20 protein-coding genes and 1 pseudogene are annotated in these 22,091 nt (G+C 63.8%); 2 read left to right on the top strand and 19 right to left on the bottom strand.

Going from position 1 to position 22,091, the window contains the following annotated elements:
* Positions 1-89 precede the first annotated feature (89 nt).
* The 10 genes from ftsH to tolQ form a co-directional block, all read right to left on the bottom strand.
* Positions 90-2,012, bottom strand: coding sequence for an ATP-dependent zinc metalloprotease FtsH (gene ftsH / locus ACZIRK_RS08740; RefSeq protein WP_130229339.1), 1,923 nt, complete (start codon positions 2,010-2,012; stop codon positions 90-92).
* 262 nt (positions 2,013-2,274) lie between these two features.
* Positions 2,275-3,297 carry a tRNA lysidine(34) synthetase TilS gene (gene tilS, locus ACZIRK_RS08735; protein WP_463327168.1) on the bottom strand — a complete coding sequence of 341 codons (1,023 nt, stop codon included), beginning with the start codon at positions 3,295-3,297 and terminating at the stop codon, positions 2,275-2,277.
* A 46-nt stretch (positions 3,298-3,343) separates the two neighbouring features.
* Complete coding sequence (ybgF, locus tag ACZIRK_RS08730) at positions 3,344-4,408, bottom strand: tol-pal system protein YbgF (protein ID WP_463327150.1); 1,065 nt, start codon at positions 4,406-4,408, stop codon at positions 3,344-3,346.
* Between the two features lie 137 nt (positions 4,409-4,545).
* A complete protein-coding gene (gene pal / locus ACZIRK_RS08725; protein ID WP_028163665.1) occupies positions 4,546-5,037 on the bottom strand; it encodes a peptidoglycan-associated lipoprotein Pal in 492 nt (163 codons plus the stop codon).
* 274 nt (positions 5,038-5,311) lie between these two features.
* Positions 5,312-6,049, bottom strand: a complete 738-nt coding sequence (locus ACZIRK_RS08720; RefSeq protein ID WP_130230745.1) for an N-acyl amino acid synthase FeeM domain-containing protein — start codon at positions 6,047-6,049, stop codon at positions 5,312-5,314.
* Between the two features lie 192 nt (positions 6,050-6,241).
* Positions 6,242-8,569, bottom strand: a complete 2,328-nt coding sequence (locus tag ACZIRK_RS08715) for a putative bifunctional diguanylate cyclase/phosphodiesterase (RefSeq protein ID WP_463327167.1) — start codon at positions 8,567-8,569, stop codon at positions 6,242-6,244.
* Between the two features lie 185 nt (positions 8,570-8,754).
* Positions 8,755-10,044, bottom strand: coding sequence for a Tol-Pal system beta propeller repeat protein TolB (tolB, locus tag ACZIRK_RS08710; RefSeq protein ID WP_463327166.1), 1,290 nt, complete (start codon positions 10,042-10,044; stop codon positions 8,755-8,757).
* 110 nt (positions 10,045-10,154) lie between these two features.
* The gene (locus ACZIRK_RS08705) at positions 10,155-11,135 is read right to left on the bottom strand and encodes a protein TolA (protein ID WP_130230747.1); all 981 of its coding nucleotides are present in this window, start codon (positions 11,133-11,135) and stop codon (positions 10,155-10,157) included.
* 41 nt (positions 11,136-11,176) lie between these two features.
* Positions 11,177-11,650, bottom strand: coding sequence for a biopolymer transporter ExbD (locus ACZIRK_RS08700; protein ID WP_028163670.1), 474 nt, complete (start codon positions 11,648-11,650; stop codon positions 11,177-11,179).
* A gap of 41 nt (positions 11,651-11,691) precedes the next feature.
* Positions 11,692-12,405 (bottom strand): protein TolQ, encoded by a 714-nt coding sequence (gene tolQ / locus ACZIRK_RS08695; protein ID WP_027579741.1) that lies wholly within the window; start codon positions 12,403-12,405, stop codon positions 11,692-11,694.
* Positions 12,406-13,536: 1,131 nt separating this feature from the next.
* Between tolQ and ACZIRK_RS08690 the strand changes: the two are divergent.
* Positions 13,537-14,611: pseudogene (locus ACZIRK_RS08690) on the top strand (tartrate dehydrogenase).
* Between the two features lie 176 nt (positions 14,612-14,787).
* On the opposite strand, the gene ACZIRK_RS08685 reads toward ACZIRK_RS08690, so the two are convergent.
* The 8 genes from ACZIRK_RS08685 to ACZIRK_RS08650 all read right to left on the bottom strand — a co-directional run bounded on the left by ACZIRK_RS08685 (position 14,788) and on the right by ACZIRK_RS08650 (position 20,460).
* A complete protein-coding gene (locus tag ACZIRK_RS08685; protein WP_130228246.1) occupies positions 14,788-15,759 on the bottom strand; it encodes a Na+-dependent transporter in 972 nt (323 codons plus the stop codon).
* Between the two features lie 531 nt (positions 15,760-16,290).
* Complete coding sequence (locus ACZIRK_RS08680; RefSeq protein WP_130228245.1) at positions 16,291-16,785, bottom strand: DUF2852 domain-containing protein; 495 nt, start codon at positions 16,783-16,785, stop codon at positions 16,291-16,293.
* Positions 16,786-16,905: 120 nt separating this feature from the next.
* Positions 16,906-17,601: a TetR/AcrR family transcriptional regulator gene (locus ACZIRK_RS08675; RefSeq protein ID WP_130228244.1), complete on the bottom strand. Its 696-nt coding sequence runs from the start codon at positions 17,599-17,601 to the stop codon at positions 16,906-16,908.
* 287 nt (positions 17,602-17,888) lie between these two features.
* Positions 17,889-18,254 carry a YciI family protein gene (locus tag ACZIRK_RS08670; protein ID WP_463327149.1) on the bottom strand — a complete coding sequence of 122 codons (366 nt, stop codon included), beginning with the start codon at positions 18,252-18,254 and terminating at the stop codon, positions 17,889-17,891.
* A 40-nt stretch (positions 18,255-18,294) separates the two neighbouring features.
* Positions 18,295-18,714 (bottom strand): YciI family protein, encoded by a 420-nt coding sequence (locus ACZIRK_RS08665; protein ID WP_130228243.1) that lies wholly within the window; start codon positions 18,712-18,714, stop codon positions 18,295-18,297.
* A gap of 155 nt (positions 18,715-18,869) precedes the next feature.
* Positions 18,870-19,283 (bottom strand): YciI family protein, encoded by a 414-nt coding sequence (locus ACZIRK_RS08660; protein ID WP_130228242.1) that lies wholly within the window; start codon positions 19,281-19,283, stop codon positions 18,870-18,872.
* A 154-nt stretch (positions 19,284-19,437) separates the two neighbouring features.
* Positions 19,438-19,806, bottom strand: a complete 369-nt coding sequence (locus tag ACZIRK_RS08655; protein WP_130228241.1) for a nuclear transport factor 2 family protein — start codon at positions 19,804-19,806, stop codon at positions 19,438-19,440.
* Positions 19,807-20,460: a glutathione S-transferase family protein gene (locus ACZIRK_RS08650; protein ID WP_130228240.1), complete on the bottom strand. Its 654-nt coding sequence runs from the start codon at positions 20,458-20,460 to the stop codon at positions 19,807-19,809.
* Positions 20,461-20,622: 162 nt separating this feature from the next.
* On the opposite strand from ACZIRK_RS08650, the gene ACZIRK_RS08645 reads away from it, so the two are divergent.
* A complete protein-coding gene (locus ACZIRK_RS08645) occupies positions 20,623-21,411 on the top strand; it encodes an SDR family NAD(P)-dependent oxidoreductase (RefSeq protein ID WP_130228239.1) in 789 nt (262 codons plus the stop codon).
* Here ACZIRK_RS08645 and ACZIRK_RS08640 read toward each other — a convergent pair.
* Positions 21,408-21,977 (bottom strand): histidine phosphatase family protein, encoded by a 570-nt coding sequence (locus tag ACZIRK_RS08640; RefSeq protein ID WP_130228238.1) that lies wholly within the window; start codon positions 21,975-21,977, stop codon positions 21,408-21,410. The genes ACZIRK_RS08645 and ACZIRK_RS08640 overlap by 4 nt on opposite strands.
* Positions 21,978-22,091 lie beyond the last annotated feature (114 nt).

Genomic DNA, 22,091 nt, shown 5'->3' with positions numbered 1-22,091 from the left:
CCCGGGACGACGATGGAATGTGGAGCAATCGCCAAGGCAAAAGCCCGGCACTAGGCCGGGCTTCTGTACGTCTTGCTCTCTGATCGCGCTTACGCCTGCGGCTGCGGCTCCAGGCCGGGGTCCGGATCCGGGCGCGGACGCGACTTGCCGGCAGGCGGCACGGCGGAGGCACGTGGCGTGGTCGGCTCGAGCACGGACTCGCGGTTCGGCTTCTTACCCTTCAAGAGATCAACGATCTCGTCGCCGGTCAGCGTCTCGAACTCGAGCAGGCCTTTCGCCAGTGCTTCGAGATCGGCGCGCTTCTCGGTGAGGATTCGCGTCGCCTCGTTGTAGCCTTCCTCGACCAGGCGCTTGATCTCGGAGTCGATCTTCTGGACTGTCGCCTCCGAGGCGTTCTGGGTGCGCGACACCGACATGCCCAGGAACACTTCATCCTGGTTCTCGCCATAGGAGACGGTGCCGAGCTGTTCCGACAGGCCCCAGCGGGTCACCATCATGCGCGCCAGACGTGTCGCCTGCTCGATGTCGGAGGCCGCGCCCGAGGTGACCTTCTCGCGGCCGAACACCAGTTCTTCCGCGACGCGTCCGCCCATCATGATCGCGAGACGCGAGGTCATCTGCTCCAGCGACATCGACAGTTTGTCGCGCTCCGGCAATTGCATGACCATGCCGAGTGCACGGCCGCGCGGAATGATGGTCGCCTTGTGGATCGGGTCGGTGGCGACGACGTTGAGGCCGACGATCGCGTGGCCGCCTTCGTGATAGGCGGTCAGAAGCTTCTCTTCCTCGGTCATAACGAGCGACTTGCGCTCCGCGCCCATCATCACCTTGTCCTTGGCCTCTTCGAACTCGGCCTGCGTCACCATCCGCTTGTTACGGCGGGCGGCGGTCAGCGCGGCCTCGTTGACGAGGTTCATCAAGTCGGCACCCGAAAAGCCCGGGGTGCCGCGTGCGATGGTCTTCAGGTTGATATCGGGCGCCAGCGGCACCTTGCGGACGTGAACCTTCAGGATCTGCTCGCGGCCGACGACGTCAGGGTTCGGCACCACGACCTGACGGTCGAAGCGGCCGGGCCGCAGCAGCGCCGGATCGAGCACGTCGGGCCGGTTGGTGGCGGCGATCAGGATCACGCCCTCATTGGCCTCGAAGCCGTCCATCTCGACCAGCAACTGGTTCAGCGTCTGCTCGCGCTCGTCATTGCCGCCGCCGAGGCCGGCGCCACGATGGCGGCCGACCGCGTCGATTTCGTCGATGAAGATGATGCAAGGCGCGTTCTTCTTCGCCTGCTCGAACATGTCACGCACGCGCGATGCACCGACGCCGACGAACATCTCGACGAAGTCGGAGCCGGAAATGGTGAAGAACGGCACGTTGGCTTCGCCCGCCACCGCGCGCGCGATCAGCGTCTTACCGGTGCCGGGAGGGCCGACCAGCAACACGCCGCGCGGAATGCGTCCGCCCAAACGCTGGAATTTGCCGGGGTCGCGCAGGAATTCGACGATCTCCTGCAGGTCCTGCTTGGCCTCGTCGACGCCGGCGACGTCCTCGAACGTCACCCGGCCATGCGCCTCTGTCAGCATCTTGGCGCGCGACTTGCCGAAGCCCATCGCCTTGCCGGCGCCGCCCTGCATCTGGCGCGACAGGAAAATCCACACGCCGATCAGCGCGATGAAGGGCAGCCAGGAGACCAGCAGCGAAACGAACCACGGCACGTTGTCGCCCGGCGGCTTCGCAGTGATCTGCACCTTGCCGTCATAGAGGCGCTTCACCAGCGTCGGGTCGTTCGGCGCGTAGGTCTGGAAGCTCGAGCCGTTGGTGAAGGTGCCATGGATTTCCGGCCCCTGGATCACGACGTCGCGGACATGGCCCTGGTCGACTTCGCTGAGGAGCTGCGAGAACGAGATGTCCTGCGAGGACGCGCGCTGACCCGGATTCTGGAAGAGCGTAAACAACGCCAACAGCAGCAAGACGATAATGACCCAGAGGGCGAAATTCCGCAGATTGGCGTTCATTGATCTTCCTTCGTGGTCGCGCGGATCGCGGCCTCAAAACTATCCTCGGGCGGCCTCAGGCAGGGCACTTCAGGAAATCCCTGGGAATCCCCCCTTAGCGACTGCATACAATTTAGGTGCCACGGGAGTATATGCCAAGGGAACTGCACAGGACTATTTAGCGCATCCTAGCCCGATTCCCGGTCAAATAATGGCGCAAAGATCCGGGTTTTTCGGGGGTAGTTAAGCGGATATGACGGGAATTTTCCTATTCGGCTGAATATCAGCGGGCCCGGCTCCTGCGCGGCGGTGCCGGCTCGACCCGGATCCGCCCATTGGCGAGCCCAATGACCGCGCCGGCGAGCGTCTGCTTCAGCTTGCCCGCCCTCTGCGTAACCGCCTGATCGAGTGCGGCCAGCAGGGCCTCGATCTTGCCCAGTTCGGCCGGCCCCTCATGGCCCACGCGGTCGATCGCGCGCTTGAGCAGGCGCAGCCGGACCTCCTCGGGAAGGGCCACAAAGGCCCCGGCATCGAATCCGGGGCGCGCCGCATTGCCATCGCGCAGCGCAAGGTAGCGCTCGGCACCATCAGCCAGCACTTCCACCGCGGCATTGGCCCGAGCGAGCCGCGCTGCCAGCCGCGCCAGGTTCCGGGCATCGCCGCCCTCTGCAGCCAGTGCCGGCATCAGCGCACGCAGCCGCGGACGCGTGAACGCAGTGTCACGATTGGTCGGATCGACCGCATAACCGATCCTGGCTTTCTCCAGGGTAGCGATCAGCCGCGCCTTTGGAACAGCGAGCAGCGGCCGCGCCAATCTCACCCCTTCGCGCTCGGTCTCGCGCGCCATCGCGGCGAGGCCGGCGATGCCGCTGCCGCGCAGCAGCCGCATCAGAAGCGTTTCGGCCTGGTCGTCGCGGGTGTGGGCCGTGAGGATATGCGTCGCCCCGCTCGCGCGGGCCGCTTCGGCCAGCAGGCGATAGCGCGCCTCGCGTGCCGCCTCCGGCAGGCCGCTGTTCGGCTTGGTCCCGGTCCAGCGCAACGTCCGATGGGGCAGATCGAGGGTGCCCGCAAGGCGCTTGACCTCACGCGCTTCGCGCGCGGCCTCCCGGCGCAGGCCGTGGTCGACAGTGACTGCAATCAGCCGCGGCCCCTGCTTGAGTGTCCGGCGCCAGCGCACCGCGAGCCACATCAACGCCACCGAGTCCGGACCGCCGGACACGGCCAGAACGATCGCTGGCGCGCGCTTCCAGTCGTCTAACAGACGTTTGGCTTCTGTCGCGGAGATCGCCCTGCTGTCATCGGACATGGCGGTGCCATTGGTCGCGGAGCCGATCGGCTCCTGCGGCACCGGTTTAGCACTTGATCCGCTTCTGCTCACGGTCAACGGCGGTCTTGACGCCCGCGGAAGCCCGCGGATATTTCCGCGTCACTTCGCCGAGCGCGGCGCAGGCGGCTTCCTTCTCCTTCAGCGCCGCCAGTGACTGGCCAAGCCGCAGCAGCGCGTCCGGCGCCTTGGCCGACTTGTCGAATTTCGTGGTCACACCGAGGAAGGACTCGGCGGCGTCACGATACTGCTGACGCTGAAAGTAGCTCTCGCCGAGCCAATATTGCGCATCCGGGATCAAGGGGTCGCTCGGATATTTCTGCGAGAAATTCCGCATGGTTTCCTCGGCGAGCGCATAGTCCCTGCGCTGCATATAGCCGATGCCAAGATCGAACTCGTCCTTCGATGTCGCCGATGGCGGCAAGGTGGTCAGTGCGGCGGTGGCGCCACCCCCCGCCGGTGCGCCGGCATTGCGTGGGCTGGTGTTGCCGAGGTCGAGCGGTTCGCCGGCGCCACGTCCGCCGGGCGCGCCGACCGCAGCATCCGGTGACATCGGCATCTGGCCGCCACCGAGTGCGCGCGGCGCCCCCGGGGCGTTCGGGTTCTGGTTGGGATCGAAGGCATCGCCACGGCCGCGGCGCCCTCCCGCCGCTGGCGCTGCCGGCTCCTGAACGATTGGAGCGGGAGCTGCGATCTGGGTCTGGTCGTAGCCGCCCTGCGATTGCCTGTAACCCGGCTGCGGTTGCCCATAGCCCTGTTGCGGCTGTCCATAGGACGGCTGGCCGCCTTGCGGCGGGTAGGACTGTGCAGGCTGTGCGGCCGGCGGCATGGCGGCAACGCCGGGCTGGGCGGCCTGGGGCTGGCCGCCGGGGCCGGACGGCGCAGCGCCGAGCTGACGCAGGCGCTCCTCCAACTGGCGGTTACGATACTGCAGTTCCTCGTTCTGGCCGGTCAGCTGCCGAAGCTGGTTCTCCAGGTGCTGGACCCGCATTTCGAGGTCGGCATCGTCGGATTGTGCGAAGGCCGGTGCGGAAATGGCCAGTCCCGCGGCAACCGCCGCGGCGCGTGCAACTCTAAGAAATCTGGATGACATCTTGCCCTGACGACGAAAATCGACGCGGAACCACACTGAGGCAGGGAGTACGCCGGAATTGTGACTGAAGCAAATCAACGTTTAAACAAAACCGGCGCCTCTCGGCGCCGGCGGCAAATCGCAGAGTTTTCGAAAGCTCACGAACTCGCGTTCAGCACCGTGACGGCGCGGCGGTTCTGCGACCAGCAGGAGATGTCGTTGCAGACCGCCACCGGACGTTCCTTGCCGTAAGAGATGGTGCGCATCCGGCTCGGATCGATGCCGCGCGAGGCGAGATAGGAGCGAACCGCCTGGGCACGACGCGCACCGAGCGCAATATTGTATTCGCGGGTGCCGCGCTCGTCAGCATGGCCTTCAATGGTAAAGCTGTAACGGTTGTAGCTCTGCAGCCACTGCGCCTGCTTGTCCAGGGTCGCGATCGCCTGCGGGGTCAGGTCGGTCTGGTCGCTCTCGAAGAAAACACGGTCGCCGACGTTCACGACGAAATCCTGCTGGCTGCCCGGGGTCGCCGCGTTCGCCATCGCGCCATCGGCGCCGAGATTATTCTTGGCGCATGCACCCATCGATAGCGCGACCGCCACCACCGCGGCGAGCTTCAATCCCTGGAGGATTCGCATCTGATATTTCATTCCCGGAGCCTCCACGCTCACGTTCTCGAACTCTCATCCGATCTACAGGGCGATGGTTAAGCGAACGTTCCGTCAACCTTGATGGGACCTTGCCAGACCCGATCAAATGCGGACGAACGGCGAAAAGCGCCCCCGATGGTTAATGGGTTGTAAATGTGGCGCGAGGGTGAAGACAAGCGCGGAGGCCGCCGGAATCGCCGATTTCCCGGCTTTACCGGGAAGAATCGGCGCAGAGTGCGGGACTTCAGCGACAGTTCGGGCGAAGCCGGACTATTCAGGAACTTGGAACGATCGACGCTTGCGCGAAGGAGGGCCGGACATCAGTGGTACCAGATTGACCCCGCCCCCGCTCGAACAGCATCCTTCGTTCGAACGCGCTCGAGCGCAGGAACGGATAGCGGGCGAGCACCCGCTCAGACACGTTCGGCAGGTGTGCGGCCATCAATCCGACCGGCTTGACCAGGCCCGGATAGAGGCGGGGCTGGGACCAGACCTCGTGCAGGAATACCCGACGGTAGAACGCCATGTGCTCGGCACGAACGATGGCCAACCCGTAGTCCGCATTGAAGTGAACGCCGGCAGTCGAGCCGAGCCGCACCGTGACATAAGGCAGTTCCGGAAAATTCCGCGCCTTTTCAGGGTCGGCGACAAAGCGCGTTGAATCGATGAAGACGAGGCCCTGATCGAGCTTGGGATGAAGCACGTCGCCGAACAGCTCAACTGAGGGCGACATCCGCCACTCGGACGTCAGCACGCTGATCCGGATAGAGCTGTAGAGTTCGCCGTGAACGTACACGCCAAACGTCCAGGCGTTCGGAGCGTCCTCATATTGATCGACGACGCGCTCGTCGGCCGAAGGCTGGATTGCGCCTTCACGGAGATAGGCGCGATAGCGGAGTCGGTAGATCTCGTCCTTTTCCTCAGGGGTCTCGGCGAGACGGTAATCGACTCGATCCAGCGGGTCCGCAAGCCGTCCTGTAGCCGGCTTGATGGCTTCGGCTGCGGACCTCATGGGCTACTCCAAAAAACTATCACCAGCACACACAACTTTTGCGCGCGGTAAACCTTTACGCGCATTTGAATAAATTAACAGCTTCTTAACTGGTGTGCAAAGCGATCGCGGCATTACGGTTAACCGCTACGCGCACGGCTTGTACGCCGACCATGCGTCGGTACGCCGGTAAGACTACGGTATCGGGTGATCTCAGGCGATCGAACGCGAGGCAACCACGAACGGCTGATCGTCGGTATGGCGGCTGTGGGAAGCCTTCAACAACTGGCGGATGCGCACCGCAGGAACGGGGCGGCTGAATAGATAGCCCTGCGCCTCGGTGACCGCACCATCGGCGCCGACCAGCTCGAGCTGCTCGTTGGTCTCGATGCCCTCGACCACGACCAACATGCCGAGATCGGCCGACAGCCGCGCCACGCCGCGCAGCAGCGTCAGCGGGCGGTCGGTATCGATACCTTCGAGGAACGAGCGGTCGATCTTGACCTTCTGCAAGGGGAAGTTGTGCAGATAGCTCAGACTCGAATAGCCGGTGCCGAAATCGTCGAGCGAGATCCGTACACCCAGCGCATGCAGCTGCGACAGCACGTCGTGCGTCACTTGCGTATTGCGCAACAGTGAGGACTCGGTGATCTCGATCTCAAGACGTCGCGCTGGCAGGCCCGAAACCTCCAGCGCATAGCGGACCTCGCTCAGCACGTCGCGCTGATGGAATTGCTGCGGCGACAAATTGACCGCGACGCTGACGGATTCGGGCCAGGTCATGCATTCCATACAGGCCTTTCGTAGAATCCAGCGGCCGAGATCGACGATCAACCCCATGTCCTCCGCTACCGGAATGATCTCGATCGGAGAGACCGTGCCGCGCACCGGATGATTCCAGCGCAATAGCGCCTCGCAGGTCGTGATCCTGCCGGTCTTGAGATTGACCAGCGGCTGGTAATAGAGCTCGAACTCCTCGTTCGCCAGCGCCTTGCGCAGGTCGAGCTCGAGGATGCGGCGCGCTTCGACGATCTGGGCCATCTCGTCGCGGAAAAAGCAGAACGTGCCGCGCCCGTCAGCCTTGGCGCGATAGAGTGCCATATCGGCGTTCTTCAAAAGCGTGTCGGCGCTGACGCCCGGCGACGTCATGGCGATGCCGACGCTGGCCCCGATCTCGACCAGGTGATTGTGAATCTTGTAGCGCTCGCTCAGACGATCGACGATGCGACGTGCAAGGCTGGCCGCATCCTCATGTGATTTGATGTCCTGCTGGAACACCACGAACTCGTCGCCGCCGAAGCGCGCCACGAAATCTTCCGGCCGCAGCATTTCGCGGAGCCGGCCGGCTACCGCGCAGAGGAGCTGGTCGCCGCAGGGATGGCCGAGCGTGTCGTTGACCTGCTTGAATTGGTCGAGGTCGACGAACAGCAGGGCCGACAGTTGCGCGGCGCCCTGCTGGCCGGCTAGGAGGCGACCGATCTCGTCCCGGAAATGGACACGGTTGGGCAACGCCGTGAGTTCGTCGTAGCGCGCCAGATGGTTGATCCTGGCCTCGGCATTGCGCCGCTCAGTGATGTCCTGCAGCAGCGCGACGGCGCCACCGCCGGTCATCGGCTGGAACGTCCAGGACAGCGCGCGGCCGCGCGTGGCGTCCGGATCGTTGGTAACCATGTCCCGCGTCTCGGTGTGTTCGATCTCGGCGAGAATCTTCCTGCCACTTGCATCGGAGATCGAACCGGAGCTGACGCAGGCTGCGATGATGTCGGCCGCGCTGGCGCCGCGCTGCACCAGATCTTCCGACAACTGCATCATCTCGCTAAAGCGATGATTCATGACGGCCAGCCGGCCATCGGCGCGGAACATGCACAGGCCGTGCGGCATGTTGTTCAGCGCGGTGTCAAACTGGCTAGCCAGCGCGGCCTCGCGCTCGCCCGCCACCAGCGCCTGCACGAAGATCCGCTGCAAGTTGGTCGATATCTGTTTCAGGGCGAGGAAGAACACCGCGGCCACGATCGCCATCCCGATATAGTAAGGCGTTCCCTTCATCGCGAGCGCGATCGAGGTCGGACCACAGGCGAGCGCGATCTGGACATGGAATATCCACGGCCGGCCGTAGGTGCGGCCCGCGCCGGCCGCCACATAGCCTGTTGTGACGGACAGGCAGATCATGTGCGCGACCGCATCGTCGCTGCCGAGCAGCGTGACCGTACACCAGACGCCGAGCGCGATCGCATAGGCCATCGCGCCGATCTGATAGCGGACATCCCAGCGCGCCACCTCCTCGGTGGTCAGGACCGACCTGCGCGACATGTACCAGTGCATGTCGACCGCGCGGGCGGCGCCGGTGATCACCAGCAGTGCGACACAGGGCCAGAGCCAGAGCAGCTGCGTCTTCATGGCGGTCAGCACTGCCGCCATTGCCACCAGCGCAGCACCGGCGAACAGGGGCGCCGGATTCTGGAACAGCGAATCGATCAGTGCCGCGTAGATCGACGGCGACACCTTCTGGTCGGAATCCGCGCTCTGGTTGGCGAGCTGCATGCTGCTCATACACGTCCTGTTGCAACGTGCAGTTCTACCCGGCGCTGATGAAGTCTTTCTGAGGGAATATCGTTACCAAGACCTTGTTTCGAGTTTTATTCAGAAGAAATCCTCTTTTAGTTTCAATGGACTGGGAAAAATTTTCCGGTTAACGGGAATGGTTACCCGCTTAAGCCCCCGGCAATTTACGACAATAGCGGCGACCACGCCGGATCTGACGCGAAGCCCGGCGTCGGCACACGCAGTTCGTTGCGGCCGGAAACGTCGACGGTGAAGAGCGACGGTCCCTGGCCGGGATCGCGGAAGAACATCACAACGCGCCCGTTCGGCGCAAAAGTCGGCCCCTCATTGTGATAGCCCGAGGTCAGGATCCGCTCGCCCGAGCCATCGGGCTTCATGATGCCGATCGCGAACTGGCCGCCGCCCTGCTTGGTGAAGGCGATGTAGTCGCCGCGCGGCGACCACACCGGCGTCGAGTAGCTGCCGTCTCCAAAGGAGATGCGCTGCGCCTGCCCGCCGTTTGCGGCCATCACATAGATCTGCGGCTTGCCGCCACGATCGGACTCGAAGCAGAGGCGCGTTCCGTCGGGTGCAAAGGACGGCGAGGTGTCGATCGCCGGGGTGTCGGTCAGCCGCGTCATCGATTTCGAACGCAGGTCCATCACGAACAGGTTCGAGTTGCCGCCCTGCTGCAGGCTCATGATGATGCGCTGGCCGTCCGGCGAGAACCGCGGCGAGAACGACATGCCCGGGAAATTGCCGACGATCTCGCGCTGGCCGGTCTCGATGTTGAGCAGATAGACGCGCGGGTCGCCCTGGCCGAACTCCATATAGGTGATTTCCTGGGTCGACGGTGAAAAGCGCGGGGTCAGCACCAGGTCGGAGCCGCGGGTCAGGTAGCGTACATTGGCGCCGTCCTGGTCCATCAGCGCGAGCCGCTTGACGCGGCGCTCCTTCGATCCGGTCTCGTCGACGAAGACGATACGGGTATCGAAATAGCCCTTCTCGCCGGTCAGCCGTTCATAGATCTGGTCGGAGATGATGTGCGCGATGCGCCGCCAATATTCGGCCGAGGTGTCGTATTGCTGGCCGGCGAGCTGCTGGCCGGTATTGACGTCCCAGAGGCGGAATTCCGCCTTCACGCGCCCGTTGTTCTGCCGGGTCATGCGTCCGGTGACCAGCGCCTGCGCGTTGACCGACTTCCAGTTCTGGAAGTTCGGCGCGGCGTCGATATTGATGTTCTTCTCCAGATAGGCGGCCTGGTCGATCGGCGCGAACAGACCGCTTCGCTTGAGATTGTTGGTGATGACCTGGGTGACGCCGGCACCGACCTCGGTATCGCCGGGGGTACCGGCCGTGAAATTCGGGATCGCGATCGGCAGCGGCGCGAACTCGCCGTCGGGAATCTGCACGCGCTTCGGCCCTTGCGCGAATGCGCCACGCGGTGAGGCGGCAATGGTGCCGAGCGCGGCCATGCTGGAAATGATCTGGCGGCGGCTCGGGCGGAAAAACGTCTCAAACGATTTGTTCTGATTGGTCATCGTTGGCGAACTTTGCTTTATGGGACCTCAAGCGCACATCGCGCTCAGGTCTTTCGTTCGGTGAACACGGGCGAAAAATATTTCCATTCGTCGAAGAAGGCCGCCGGCAGATTGTACGGCTGGCATTCGATGATCGCGCGCAACGCGCTCTCCTGATAGACGCGCAAATAAGGCGTCGCTGCCGTGCCTTCCGGCACCGGCATGCCCTCGAGCGTGCCGTCGCGCTTCAGGCGGATCACGAAGGCGGCTTCCGTCTGCTGCGCCTCGATGCCGCCATAGGGCTTCTTCCAGCACCGCTCCACCTGGCTCTTGAACATCGCGCCCCAGGTCGCCGAATTGTCGGCGGCCTTGCCATGGGAAAGGCCGAGCGCTGCGTTGGAATTGAGCGTATCGCCGGCTGCCGCCTGGCGCGTCGGATCGCGCTTGTCGAGCAGGGCTGCGATCTTCGACTGGTCGAACACGCGCTCCTTCAGCTTCTGCTCCGGCGGCGGCTTGGCAGCCTGCTGTTGCGGCTTCGGCGGCGGCTTCTTCTCTTCCTTCTTGATCGCCTCGGCAATCGGATCGGGCTTCACGGGGTCCGGCTTCTTCTCGGCCTGCTTCGGCTCCTGCTTTGGCTCTTCCTTCTTGGCCTCTTCCTTTTTCGGCTCTTCCTTGGGCTTGGTCTCTGCGACTGGCTTCGGGGGATCGGGCTTCTTCTCGACCGGCTTCTCTTCCACCTTCGGGGTCGGCGGCGGCGCGGTGTCGGTGACGACGGGCGGCTTCTTTTCCTCGATCTTGCCGACGGCGTCGTCGACCGGCTTGGCCTCGGCGACCTTCTCGACGAGCGGCTTCGGATTTTCCTTCTTGCCGGTCCTCTGGCCCGCCATCACATGGGCAAGCTGGTCGGAAGAAATGACGTCGACCGCGACGGTCTCCTCGTCCGGCAGGACGTAGGCCTTGGACGAAAACGACACGAGGCCCCATCCCAGCACGAGCACGTGCAGGGCGATCGATGCCACCAGTGTCTTGTCGACCTTGACCTTCAATTTTCCCTGCAACTTACCCTGCTCTGCCACAGCTTAAGATCTCAAGATCCCCCCTCCGGGATGATGACGATGTTGGCCTTGAAGCCGGCGGTGCGAATCTGGCCCAGGAGCTTCATCATATCCGTGTAACAGACGTCCTTGTCCCCGCGCAGATATACCACGGCATCGTTATCCGACCGGGTCTCCCGGATAGCCTTGATTTTGGGCAAGAGGTCGGCAGCCGAGATCGGGGCGTCCCCGAGATAGAGTTCCACGTTCGAATTGCAACTCCCGCCGGTGCGCTTGACCGACAGCGTCAAGGGCGGGGTGTTCTGGGCAATAGACTTGCCGCCGCTCGCGATCGGCAGGTCGATGTCGATATTCGACGTCATCAAGGGCGCTGCGACCATGAAGATGATGAGCAGCACCAGCATCACGTCGACCATCGGCGTGACGTTGATTTCCGCCATCACGGCGGCGCGGCGCCGGCCACGGCGGCCACCGCCACCAGACGAACCGGCCATGCTCATCGCCATGGCCTAAAACCCACTGCTTGCGTTCATCACTTGCTGCCTCATCAGGCCCGTTCGTCGATCTGGCGCGACAGAATCGCGGAGAACTCGTCGGCAAAGCCTTCCAGCCGCTGGGCCTGTCGGTTCACCTCGGAAATGAACTTATTGTAGAAAATAGTCGCCGGAATTGCGGCGATCAGGCCGATTGCGGTCGCAAACAGCGCCTCCGCGATTCCCGGCGCCACCACCGCCAGTGAGGTATTCTTTGATGCCGCAATCGACTGGAAGCTCGACATGATGCCCCAGACGGTGCCGAACAGGCCGACGAAGGGGCCGGCCGAGCCGACGGTCGCGAGCACCAGCAGCCGCCGTTCCAGCCGCTCGACCTCGCGCGCGATCGACACATTCATGACCTTCTCGATCCGCATCTGAAGGCCGCCAAAGGAGCGCGAATGGCTCTCGAAGGAGCGCTTCCATTCGCGCATCGCCGCCACGAAACAGGCCGCCATCGACTGGGTCGGCTTGGCCGACAGCGTGCGATAGAGTTCCTCGATCGACTGCCCTGACCAGAACGCCTGCTCGAACCGGTCCATCGCGCGGCGGGTGCGCGAATACAGAAAGATCTTGTCGATCGCGATCGCCCAGACCCAGACCGAGCAGGCGAGCAACCCGAGCATGACCGCCTTCACGACCCAGTGGGCCTGCAGGAACAGCGCGATCAGCGACACGTCGCTCGAGGCCATGGGCAGCGCTGCCTGCGCCACGTCGGCGGGATTCATCGGCAATATCCTTTCAACGCAAAGATCCTCTGTCCTTCCCGGAGCAAATGGCTGCCGGTCCCGGATTTTCGTTTCGACGCGTTTTCCTCACGCGAACCGGTCTCCACCTCGCTTGAGCCGCCCCTCGCAGCCGCGCGCCCAGCGCGGCGGTAAGCGCCAGCCGCGAAAAGCTTTCATCTGTCGCATCTGTCGCATGGGAGGGCCGTCCAAGGCCGGGCCCTGCTTCCTCCGCCAACATGTCAAAACAAGGGCTGTTCGCGCGTCATTTCCGTCCCTCACCTGACTCTAACCGTGGTTAAGGCGAGGTTACCAAAGCCCGGTTTGGCGGCTGGAAATGCAGGAAATCCGGCCGGTTACGGGAATGGGCGGGTTCCCTGCTGCTTGTTCCCCATCCTAAGGAGATAGGCTGGCTTCAATTGTCAAACAGCGAAGGGGATATGACTCCGCATTCTCGCGGCATGACCTGCCCGAGCTTTGCGTTCGTTTCGCCCTCTCATTGAATAGAGGGCGCAGGGAAAGCCGGGTGCCGGTTGCACCCATGGGTCCCGTGCAACAAAAAGCACGGGGGTAGGACCACAGGTTCAACCGAAAACACTCCGGCTTTCCCTGCGCAGTGGTTTACGGCTTACTTCGTGCTCTTCCCGGTGACCGGGCTTTCTTGCCACCGTCACCCGCGGCAGCTCTTGCTGCTCGCGAGCTTAGCGCCAGCGTCGGGGCGCCAGAACCACACGACTTCGCCGTCCGTGATGCGTGCGCTCGTCAGTCGCACGCATCGCGTCCACCGCATCTCACCGCAACGTTCGTGACGATCGCGAGCCGCCCCTCATTCGGGTGAGACGCGCGGAGTTAAATCACTGATTTGCCCGACGACGGAAGCGGAAATGTTTTTTGTGTGAGGGCTGGACGGGGCAAATCAGGTTGAAATCGCTCGCGAATTTTTCTCCGTCATTCCGGGGCGATGCGAAGCATCGAGCCCGGAATCCATCCAACCACAGAGCATGCGGCGAAATGGATTCCGGGCTCGCGCTGCGCGCGCCCCGGAATGACGGACAAAACTTGGCGTGGGCGAAATGGTGGGTTACGCATCGGCCAAAGCTCGTCGAAGCCACAATCGCGCCCCGGGAGAAACTCATGCGCACCCATTCCATCGCTGCCATTCCTGCCGACGGTATCGGCCCCGAGGTGATCTCGTCGGGCATTCGTGTGCTGGAGGCGCTGGCGAAACGCTCCGGCGATGTTGCCTTCCAGTTCAAGACGTTCGACTGGGGCTCGGACTACTATAAGAAGCACGGCGTCATGATGCCGGCGGACGGGCTCAATGAGCTGAAGAAGTTCGATGCGATCTATTTTGGCGCGGTCGGCGCGCCCGATGTGCCCGACCACATCACGCTGTGGGGACTGCGGCTGCCGATCTGCCAGGGTTTTGACCAATACGCCAATGTGCGGCCGACCAAGATCCTGCCCGGCGTCGCCTCGCCACTGCGCAATGTCGGCGTCGGCGATCTCGACTGGGTGATCGTGCGCGAGAATTCGGAAGGCGAATATGCCGGCGCCGGCGGACGCGCGCATAAGGGCCTGCCCGAAGAGGTCGGCACCGAAGTTGCGATCTTCACCCGCGTCGGTGTTACGCGCATCATGCGCTATGCGTTTCGGCTCGCGCAGTCGCGACCACGGAAGTTTCTCACCGTGGTGACGAAATCGAACGCGCAGCGGCACGGCATGGTGATGTGGGACGAGATCGCCGCCGAAGTGGCGCAGCAAATTCCCCGATGTCACCTGGGACAAGATGCTGGTCGACGCCATGACGGTGCGCATGACGCTCAACCCGAAAAGTCTCGACACCATCGTCGCGACCAACCTGCACGCCGACATCCTGTCCGATCTCGCAGGCGCGCTCGCCGGCAGCCTCGGCGTCGCGCCAACAGGCAATATCGACCCCGAGCGCCGCTTCCCCTCGATGTTCGAGCCGATCCACGGCTCGGCCTTCGACATTACCGGCAAGGGCATTGCCAACCCGGTCGCGACCTTCTGGACCGGCGCACAGATGCTGGAGCATCTCGGCGAGAAGGACGCGGCCATGCGTCTGATGGCGGCGGTGGAACGCGTCTGCGCCGCCGGCGTGCTGACGCCCGACGTCGGCGGCAAAGCGACGACGAAAGAGGTGACGGACGCCGTGATCGACGCGATTCAGGGATCGAATGTATGAAGCCCCCCTCTCCCCCGCTCTTGCGCAGAACTTCGGACGAATGACTGCCCAGCCGTCATTGCGAGCGAAGCGAAGCAATCCATCGAGCCGCGTGCGCGGAAGCATGGATTGCTTCGTCGCTATCGCTCCTCGCAATGACGGCGCTATTTCTGGCGGCAGTTCTGCCGCACCTGTCTCTACCGCCGCTTCGTCAGCCTGCCCATGATCGGCTTGAGCAGTTGCGGCGCAAGATAGATCGGGAATTGCGATAGCGCGAAGTAGAGCCAGGTCAGGCCCGGCAGCACGCCGTCGGTGGCGGCGACCATCAGGCCCATGTTCCGCTGCGACACCATCACGGCCAAGGAAAGCGCGCGCTCCATGCCGAAGCGGCGAAACACCAGCATGGTGCCGGCGAGCAGCGCAAAGAACACCGCAAAGGCGAGCAGCGTCAGCCCCAGCGCCTGCAGCGGTTCACGCCAAAAACTCGGCGCGACCGGACCCATGACTGCGCAAACGAACACCAGGAGGATCAGGATGTTGAGGCCGTCAATCGGCGCCTTGTGGCGCTCGATGGCGGCAAGCCCGAACAACCATCGGATGATCGCGGCGGCCGCGAGCGCGCCGGCCAGGATCAGAAACAGTTTTGCGCCGAGGGCGACCGGCGACAATGTCAAGGCAGAGCCGAAGAAGAGATAGGCGAACAGCGGCGCGGTGAGCGGCACCAGCGCGGTGCCGGTCACCAGCGTGATCAGCACCAGCGTGGCGTCCAACCCCATCAGCGCCGCGAGCGAGGGCGACGCCATCATCGGCGAAGCCACCGCCTGCAGCATCAGGCCCAGGAACAGATCCGGCGACGCCGTGCGCAGGCCCGTCGCAAGCCAGAACATGCCGGTGATGGCCGGGACCGCCAGCAGCGTCCATCCCGTCGCGGTCACAACGATCGCAGGCCGGCGCAAATAGAGCCGCAGCGCGGAGAGGTCCACGCGCATGAAGGAAATGCAGAGCAGGAGAAAGACGGCTTCGGTGACGAAGGGCCGCAAGGCTTCGCCGAGCGGCGGGATCGCGATGCCGATGAACACCAGGGCAGCAACGGCGCGTGTACCCTGGCGGCCAAGCCATGCAAGCGGCCTGACGATGGCGGCGATGATAGCAGTCAAGGCAACAGGCATCGGCGTTCTCCTGATAGAGCCGCAGCACGGGGAGACCTGTTGAGACAAGAACACGCGCCCGCCGGACCGCGGCGGCACTCGTTCATGTTTTGCAGATGAGACAAGACGACGTGCCGCTCCTTAAAAGGAGCGCCACCAGCGCGACGCAGTGAGGGTCAGGCAATCGTCCATGGGACTTGATTGGCATCGTGCGACGCCATTGGCAAGAGGCGCAGTGTCGTCCTGGCGAAAGCCAGAACCCATAACCACAAGCGGTTGTTGTGGCGTGCAAGTGGTTGCAGCGGAGCACACGCCAAACACTTGTGGTTATGGGTCCCGGCTCAAGGCTGGGACGACAGCGTCATTGCGGCAACGGAAGTGTTCAACACGGCCGCTTCAAAAACCAAACCGCCCGTCTGCTTTCGCAAACGGACGGCTCAGGGCCATCAGGTTTTATGGGGGCACATCGCCTGAAGGCTAGCTCTCGATCTTATTCTTGACGCGTTTTCTTCACGCGAACCGGTGCCCACTTCGCTTGAAAACGCTATGGCTTTAGCCCTGCTGCGGCGGGGGCTGGTCGTTCGGCGGAGTCGGACGCTGGCGATGCTGGTTCATGAAGGCGTCGAACTCTTCCTTGTCCTTGGCGTGGCGCAGGCGGCTCAGGAATTCCTTGAACTCCTTCTGCTCCTCTTCGAGACGCTGCAGCGTCTCGGCGCGGTATTCGTCGAAGGCGCGGTTGCCGCTCGAGGGCGAACCAAAGCCCCAGCCGAAGCCGCGGCGCTCCATGCGGTCGCGCATGCGATCCATCTTGTACTGCATCCGCTCCATCTTGTTCTGCCAGCGATCCTGATCGTGGTGACTCCAGCAACCCATTCTTCTGCTCCCGAGTGTGAAAAAGAGGAGGGCGAGCCCGATCGGCCACCAAATGATGAAGCCGAGAATGGTCACGGCAATCCAGCCGGGGTGCCACGGGCTTTCGAACATGCGTGGGCGGTAGGGTTCTTCCACAGGGCCGCGCCATCGATTGACATCTGCGGTGTAGGCCATTTCCCTTCTCCATCACGGCATCACGCCGTTGTGAATGTAAATAACATTTACATACTTGGCCGATCCATTCCGAAAGTCAAGCCGACCCCACGGGGGTGCGACAAAATTATTTCGGCAATTTTATTTCGGTTTGCCCCAAGGACCAGCGGGCTTCTCCTCCGCCGGCTCGGGTGTGCGCTCGGTGGGGAAGCCGAGGCCGCGCAGATAGATCAGGACTTCGGCCTCCAGCAGCTCTTCCGGCGTCATCGGCAGTTTGCGACGCGCGGCGTCACCACGGCCAAATAACGAAGCGACACCGTGCGACATCGCCCAGATGTGCAGCGCCATCATCATCGCCGGCGGACGCGGCACGCCGGGCGGCGCCAAAGCCGCAAGCCGCTCGGCGGCGGCACGAATGACGGCAAAGGCGCGTTCGCTTGCCGCCATCAGTGCAGGAGTTGTCTCGACCGGAACGCCGGATTCGAACATCGCCGAATAGAACGCCGGCTCCTCGCGGGCGAAGGCTAGATAGGCCTTGCCGACGCGCTCAAACGCAGTGATCGTGTCCGGACGGCCGTCGTCCCAGGCCTGCGTCAGGAGCTGCTCGAACTGCTCGAAGCCGCGCTGGGCGATGCTCGACAATAGTTCGTCGCGGTCGCGGAAATGCCGATAGGGCGCGGCGGGGCTGACGCCGGCCATGCGCGCGGCGTCGGCGAAGGTGAAGCCGGCCGGCCCCTTCTGCGAAATCAAGTCGAGCGCCGCCTGCAGCAAGGCTTCTTTGAGATTGCCGTGATGATAGCCGCGCTCGCCGCGGCGCTGATCCTTGCGCCAGCTCATGTGAAAAGCTCTTACATGAGCCGGATGCAAAGGTCACTAGGGCCGAGGGCGCAACTTCGCGTCATTCCGGGGCGGCTCGCAGAGCCGAACCCGGAAGCTCGAGATTCCGGGTTCGATGCTATCGCATCGCCCCGGAATGACGGCGGTTCGTAGCCCGGGTGGAGCCAACGGGTCGCGCGAACGCGCGCCCGATGACAGGCTCCGCGCAACCCGGGACGGCTGTGTCCGCATTTCCGGGCCCCGGGTGACGCTGGCGCTTCACCCGAGCTGCAGGGCTGGCGGCGAAATTAACGGCCCGGAATCGGAAGGACCGGCATGATCTCCACGGAGTCGCCCGGGAAGATCGCGAAATGCGGGTGGTTCTCGAACATTTTGGCCGCGGCCTCCTGCGAGGCGGCGCGCACCACGGTGAACCCGGTCAACTGATTGGTGATGTCGGCAATGCCGTTCGCATCGACCTTCTTGGTCTTGCCGAGCGGGCCGCCCATCTCGACGATCACGCTCTGGTGCTTTTCGACCCAGGCGCCCCACGCCGCCATCCCCTGCTGCTCCTTGGCGCGCCGCTCGGCCTCCGGCAGCGCACGCCAGGCCGTCATTCGCGCGCCGTTCATGCTGCCGAGATAGACGGCGAGGAACGTATCGTTGCTGCTCATGTGCTTCTCCCTTGCGTTGAATTGACGATCGGTGCGTGGCTCAGCGGTGCGCCGAGTCCCGCTGCAGTTCTTCGAAGCCGGCGGCTGCCTTCTGCACCTCCTCCGAGAAATCGCTCATTTCCTGCACCTGGCGGATCTCGATGATCTCGTTCTCGCTGGCCGGGCATCGCTTGGCCCATTCGATCGCCTCCGCACGCGAGGCCACGTTGATCATCCAGTAGCCGCCGAGCACTTCCTTCGATTCGGTGAACGGACCGTCGGTGACCACGGGCTTGCCGGTCGCGAAAGAGACGCGGGCGCCCGCCGACGGCGGATGCAGGCCGTCCAGCGCGATCAGGACGCCGGCGTCCTTCAGCGCCTGGTTGTATTGCATCATCGCCCTAACGCGTTCGGGGTCGAGGTCGATCTTCGGCGGCGCGGTCTCAAAGCCGAGCGGGATCATCAGCATCATGAATCGCATGGGTGGTTCCTTTGGGTGGGCGGAGCGTCATTCTCTCCGTCGTCATTCCGGGGCATCGCGGAGCGATGAGCCCGGAATCCATTACTCCGCTTGCGCATGGGGCCTGATGGATTCCGGGCTCGTCCTTCGGACGCCCCGGAATGACGGAGAAGCCATTAGTTTCGAGCGACCTGGGCGCGCAGGCGCTCTTCCTGCTCGCGCAGTTCGGGGGTCAATGCCTCGCCGAAATCCTCGGTGGAGAACACCTGCCGGATCTCGATCTCGCCGTCCTCGAACGGGGCACGCTTCATCCAGTCGATCGCTTCATCGAGCGATTTGGTCTCGATCAGCCAGAAGCCGGCGACGAGATCGTTGCTCAAGCTGAACGGCCCGTGGCTGACGCGGGGCTGCCCGCCGCCATAGCCGACCCGCGCGCCCTTCGCACTCGGATGCAGGCCCTCGCCGGCTTGCAGGACGCCGGCCTTGACCATCTCCTCGTTGAAGGCGCCCATCGCGGCCAGAAGTTCCGTCGAGGGCATCACGCCGGCTTCGGTGTCACGGCTGGCCTTCACTATCACCATGAATCGCATCGTCTCGCGCTCCGTTAGGGGGTCACTTATTGGTTTGGTCACTTGTCTTCAGGCACTCGCAGATAAGACGAACCGGGTCTTGCCGCACCGACAGGTCCCTGCAAAATTATTCTGGAGATAATTGCGGCAATTGGGCGCGGGCGGCGTGCCCACCCTACGCGCCCTGCTTGACGAATTTGCCATCCTGATAGGTGGCGCCGAAATAGACGTCGATGCGCTTCACCTTGTCGCCGTCGAAGGCAAAGAACTCGGTATTGCGGAAGCTGTTTCCGTCCTTCGCCACGCAGCGATAGGTCACGAAGGCCTCGTCGCCTTTGACGAAGATCCGTTCCAGCTCATGGCTCGCGATCCAATCGCTATCCCGCCAGCAGCGGGCGAAATAGGTCAGCTTGTCCAGATTGTCGTCATAGGGGCTGGTGAAACGGAAGTCGTCGGTGAAGGCCGCCTCGACGCGCTGGCGGTCGTTCGCCAGATAGGCGGCGAAGATCGCGCGGATGATCCCGGCTTTGTCGGTGGATGGCATTCAGCTCTCCTTCGGCACCAGCTTGAAATAGGGCTCGGCCTCCTTCATCACCCGCGCGAAGGACGGACGCGCTTTCAGGCGCTCGAAATAAGCGCGCAGATTCTCGTGCTCGTCGCCCAACGGCACCATCATGTTGCCGTAGAACAAGGACGGCGCGGCGGCGCAATCGGCAAGCGTGAACGCCTCGCCCGCCGCCCAGCCGCCGGGCGCCAACTGCTCGTCGATGATGCGGTAGGAGGCGAGCAGCTGCGCCCTCGCCTCCTCGACGCCAAACGGATCCTTGCTGTCGGCCGGCCGCAGCCGGTCGCCGACGATCTTCTGCATCGGCAGGTGCAGATAGAGATCATAGAAGCGTTCACGCAGCCTGGTCTGCCAGGCGAGATCGGCCTCAGCCGGAATGAACTTGGTGCGGCCGGGATAATGGCGGTCGAGATAGTCGATGATGATGCTGGATTCCGGCACGACCTGGTTCCGCGCATGGTCCTGCAGCACCGGGAAGCGCCCGATCGGCGACAGTTTCAACAGCGCCGCGCGCTCGGCAGGATTGGAAAGGTCGACGGGATGGGGCGCGAACGGGACGTCGTTCTCATAGAGGGCGATGAGCACCTTCCAGCAGAACGACGACAGCGGGTGATAGTGCAGCGTCAGCGACATGGAAACTCCTGTTGCCGGCGGCCGGATGTGCCGCCACAGGGAAGACGAAGCAGGGCTCAGGGCGCCCGACATCGCCGGCGGATTTATTTCGCGGCCGCAGACCTTGCTTTCGCCAGGTAGACGGCGCAACAGGATCCGATATCGGAAAACGTTGGAACATCCATGACTTCATCTTCGCAGAAGGTCGCGCTCGTCACCGGAGCGGCGCGCGGCATCGGGCTTGCCACCGCCAGGCGATTCCTTGCCGAGGGCTGGCGCGTGGCGCTATTGGATATCGAGCGCGAATTGCTGAACGAGGCGGTCGCGAGCCTCAAACAGGCCGAGAACACGCTGGCGCTGCCTTGCGACGTCTCCGACGCCGCTGCTGTCGCGGCAGCAGTCGCCGCGGTGGAAAAACGCTTCGGCCGGCTCGATGCGCTCGTCAACAATGCCGGGGTTGCGGTGTTCGCGCCGCTGCTCGAGACCTCGGACGCCGATTGGAGCCGGATCCTGGCGGTGAACCTCACCGGACCGTTCCTTTGCGCCAAGGCAGCCGCGCCGCTGATGCGCGAGCATGGCGGCGGCGCCATCGTCAATATCACCTCGATCTCGGCGGTGCGCGCTTCGACGCTGCGCTCGGCCTACGGCACCAGCAAAGCAGGGCTAGCGCATCTGACCAAGCAGCTCGCGGTCGAGCTCGCCTCGCTCGGCATCCGTGTCAATGCGGTGGCGCCTGGCCCGGTCGACACCGCGATGGCGAAAGCGGTGCATACGGCCGCCATCCGCGCCGATTATCACGACGCGATCCCGCTCAACCGCTACGGCCTCGAGGAGGAACTGGCGGAAGCGATCTTCTTCCTCAGCTCCGAGCGCGCAAGCTACATCACCGGGCAGATCCTCGCGGTCGACGGCGGTTTCGATGCCGCCGGCATCGGATTGCCGACGCTGCGCGGACAAGGGCGGAACGGCTAGGGCCACCGGTTGACCGCGATGACGCGCCAGCCAGTAGCCAAGCGATCGATCCGGGTCAGCGACAGCGGATCGATCACGAACCGCAAGGCGTTCTCAGCCTGTAGGTCAAGCGCGATTGCGAGCACGGCGCGGATCGTGCCGGAATGCACGACCAACACGGCATCGCCCGCCGGCAGCGATGCCAGCCCCTCTCTCGCGCGCGCGATCTGATCGACGAAGCTTTCGCCGCCGGGCGGCCGGTTGCGCGCCGGCGATCGCCAGAAGGCCTGATAGGCGTCGCCGAGCTCAGCCACGAGATCGTTGTGACGCCGCCCGGTCCAGGCGCCGAAATCCTGTTCACGAAAGGCGGCGTTCTCGACCGCTGCGAGCCCGAGCGCGGCCGCGGTCTCCCGCGTGCGACGCGCCGGGCTGCAGGCCGCGAACGCGCCTTGCGGCAGCCTTGCCTTCAGCGCGGCAAGCGCCGCTTCGTCACCGAGGTCGGCCGGCGCGTCCGGGCCATGGATGACCCCTTTCGGCCCATCGACGGGCGCGTGCCGGATCAGCCACAGGTTGGTTTCGATGTTCATCTTGAAGCCTGGGCCAGCCTTGCGGCGAGCAGCATCATGCGAAGGAATCGCATGTAGTTCGATAGTCTAGACGAAGCTGCATGACAAAATCTTGCCGCATGCGACGCCGCTAAA

Source organism: Bradyrhizobium sp. Leo114, assembly GCF_055229415.2.
The sequence above is the reverse complement of the archived record's forward strand: the minus strand, read 5'-3'. Positions and strand labels throughout refer to the sequence as shown.

Bases quoted from the DNA above. Each gene is read 5' to 3' on its own strand.
- ACZIRK_RS08665 (WP_130228243.1), bottom strand. From the start codon at position 18,714: ATGCGATTCATGATGCTGATGATCCCGCTCGGCTTTGAGACCGCGCCG.
- tolQ (WP_027579741.1), bottom strand. From the start codon at position 12,405: ATGAATCCCGCCGACGTGGCGCAGGCAGCGCTGCCCATGGCCTCGAGC.
- ACZIRK_RS08645 (WP_130228239.1), top strand. From the start codon at position 20,623: ATGACTTCATCTTCGCAGAAGGTCGCGCTCGTCACCGGAGCGGCGCGC.
- ACZIRK_RS08670 (WP_463327149.1), bottom strand. From the start codon at position 18,254: ATGAGCAGCAACGATACGTTCCTCGCCGTCTATCTCGGCAGCATGAAC.
- ACZIRK_RS08675 (WP_130228244.1), bottom strand. From the start codon at position 17,601: ATGAGCTGGCGCAAGGATCAGCGCCGCGGCGAGCGCGGCTATCATCAC.
- ACZIRK_RS08685 (WP_130228246.1), bottom strand. From the start codon at position 15,759: ATGCCTGTTGCCTTGACTGCTATCATCGCCGCCATCGTCAGGCCGCTT.
- ACZIRK_RS08720 (WP_130230745.1), bottom strand. From the start codon at position 6,049: ATGAGGTCCGCAGCCGAAGCCATCAAGCCGGCTACAGGACGGCTTGCG.
- tilS (WP_463327168.1), bottom strand. From the start codon at position 3,297: ATGTCCGATGACAGCAGGGCGATCTCCGCGACAGAAGCCAAACGTCTG.
- ybgF (WP_463327150.1), bottom strand. From the start codon at position 4,408: ATGTCATCCAGATTTCTTAGAGTTGCACGCGCCGCGGCGGTTGCCGCG.
- ftsH (WP_130229339.1), bottom strand. From the start codon at position 2,012: ATGAACGCCAATCTGCGGAATTTCGCCCTCTGGGTCATTATCGTCTTG.
- ACZIRK_RS08680 (WP_130228245.1), bottom strand. From the start codon at position 16,785: ATGGCCTACACCGCAGATGTCAATCGATGGCGCGGCCCTGTGGAAGAA.
- ACZIRK_RS08700 (WP_028163670.1), bottom strand. From the start codon at position 11,650: ATGGCGATGAGCATGGCCGGTTCGTCTGGTGGCGGTGGCCGCCGTGGC.
- ACZIRK_RS08660 (WP_130228242.1), bottom strand. From the start codon at position 19,283: ATGCGATTCATGGTGATAGTGAAGGCCAGCCGTGACACCGAAGCCGGC.
- ACZIRK_RS08650 (WP_130228240.1), bottom strand. From the start codon at position 20,460: ATGTCGCTGACGCTGCACTATCACCCGCTGTCGTCGTTCTGCTGGAAG.
- ACZIRK_RS08640 (WP_130228238.1), bottom strand. From the start codon at position 21,977: ATGAACATCGAAACCAACCTGTGGCTGATCCGGCACGCGCCCGTCGAT.
- pal (WP_028163665.1), bottom strand. From the start codon at position 5,037: ATGAAATATCAGATGCGAATCCTCCAGGGATTGAAGCTCGCCGCGGTG.
- tolB (WP_463327166.1), bottom strand. From the start codon at position 10,044: ATGGCCGCGCTCGGCACCATTGCCGCCTCACCGCGTGGCGCATTCGCG.
- ACZIRK_RS08715 (WP_463327167.1), bottom strand. From the start codon at position 8,569: ATGCAGCTCGCCAACCAGAGCGCGGATTCCGACCAGAAGGTGTCGCCG.
- ACZIRK_RS08655 (WP_130228241.1), bottom strand. From the start codon at position 19,806: ATGCCATCCACCGACAAAGCCGGGATCATCCGCGCGATCTTCGCCGCC.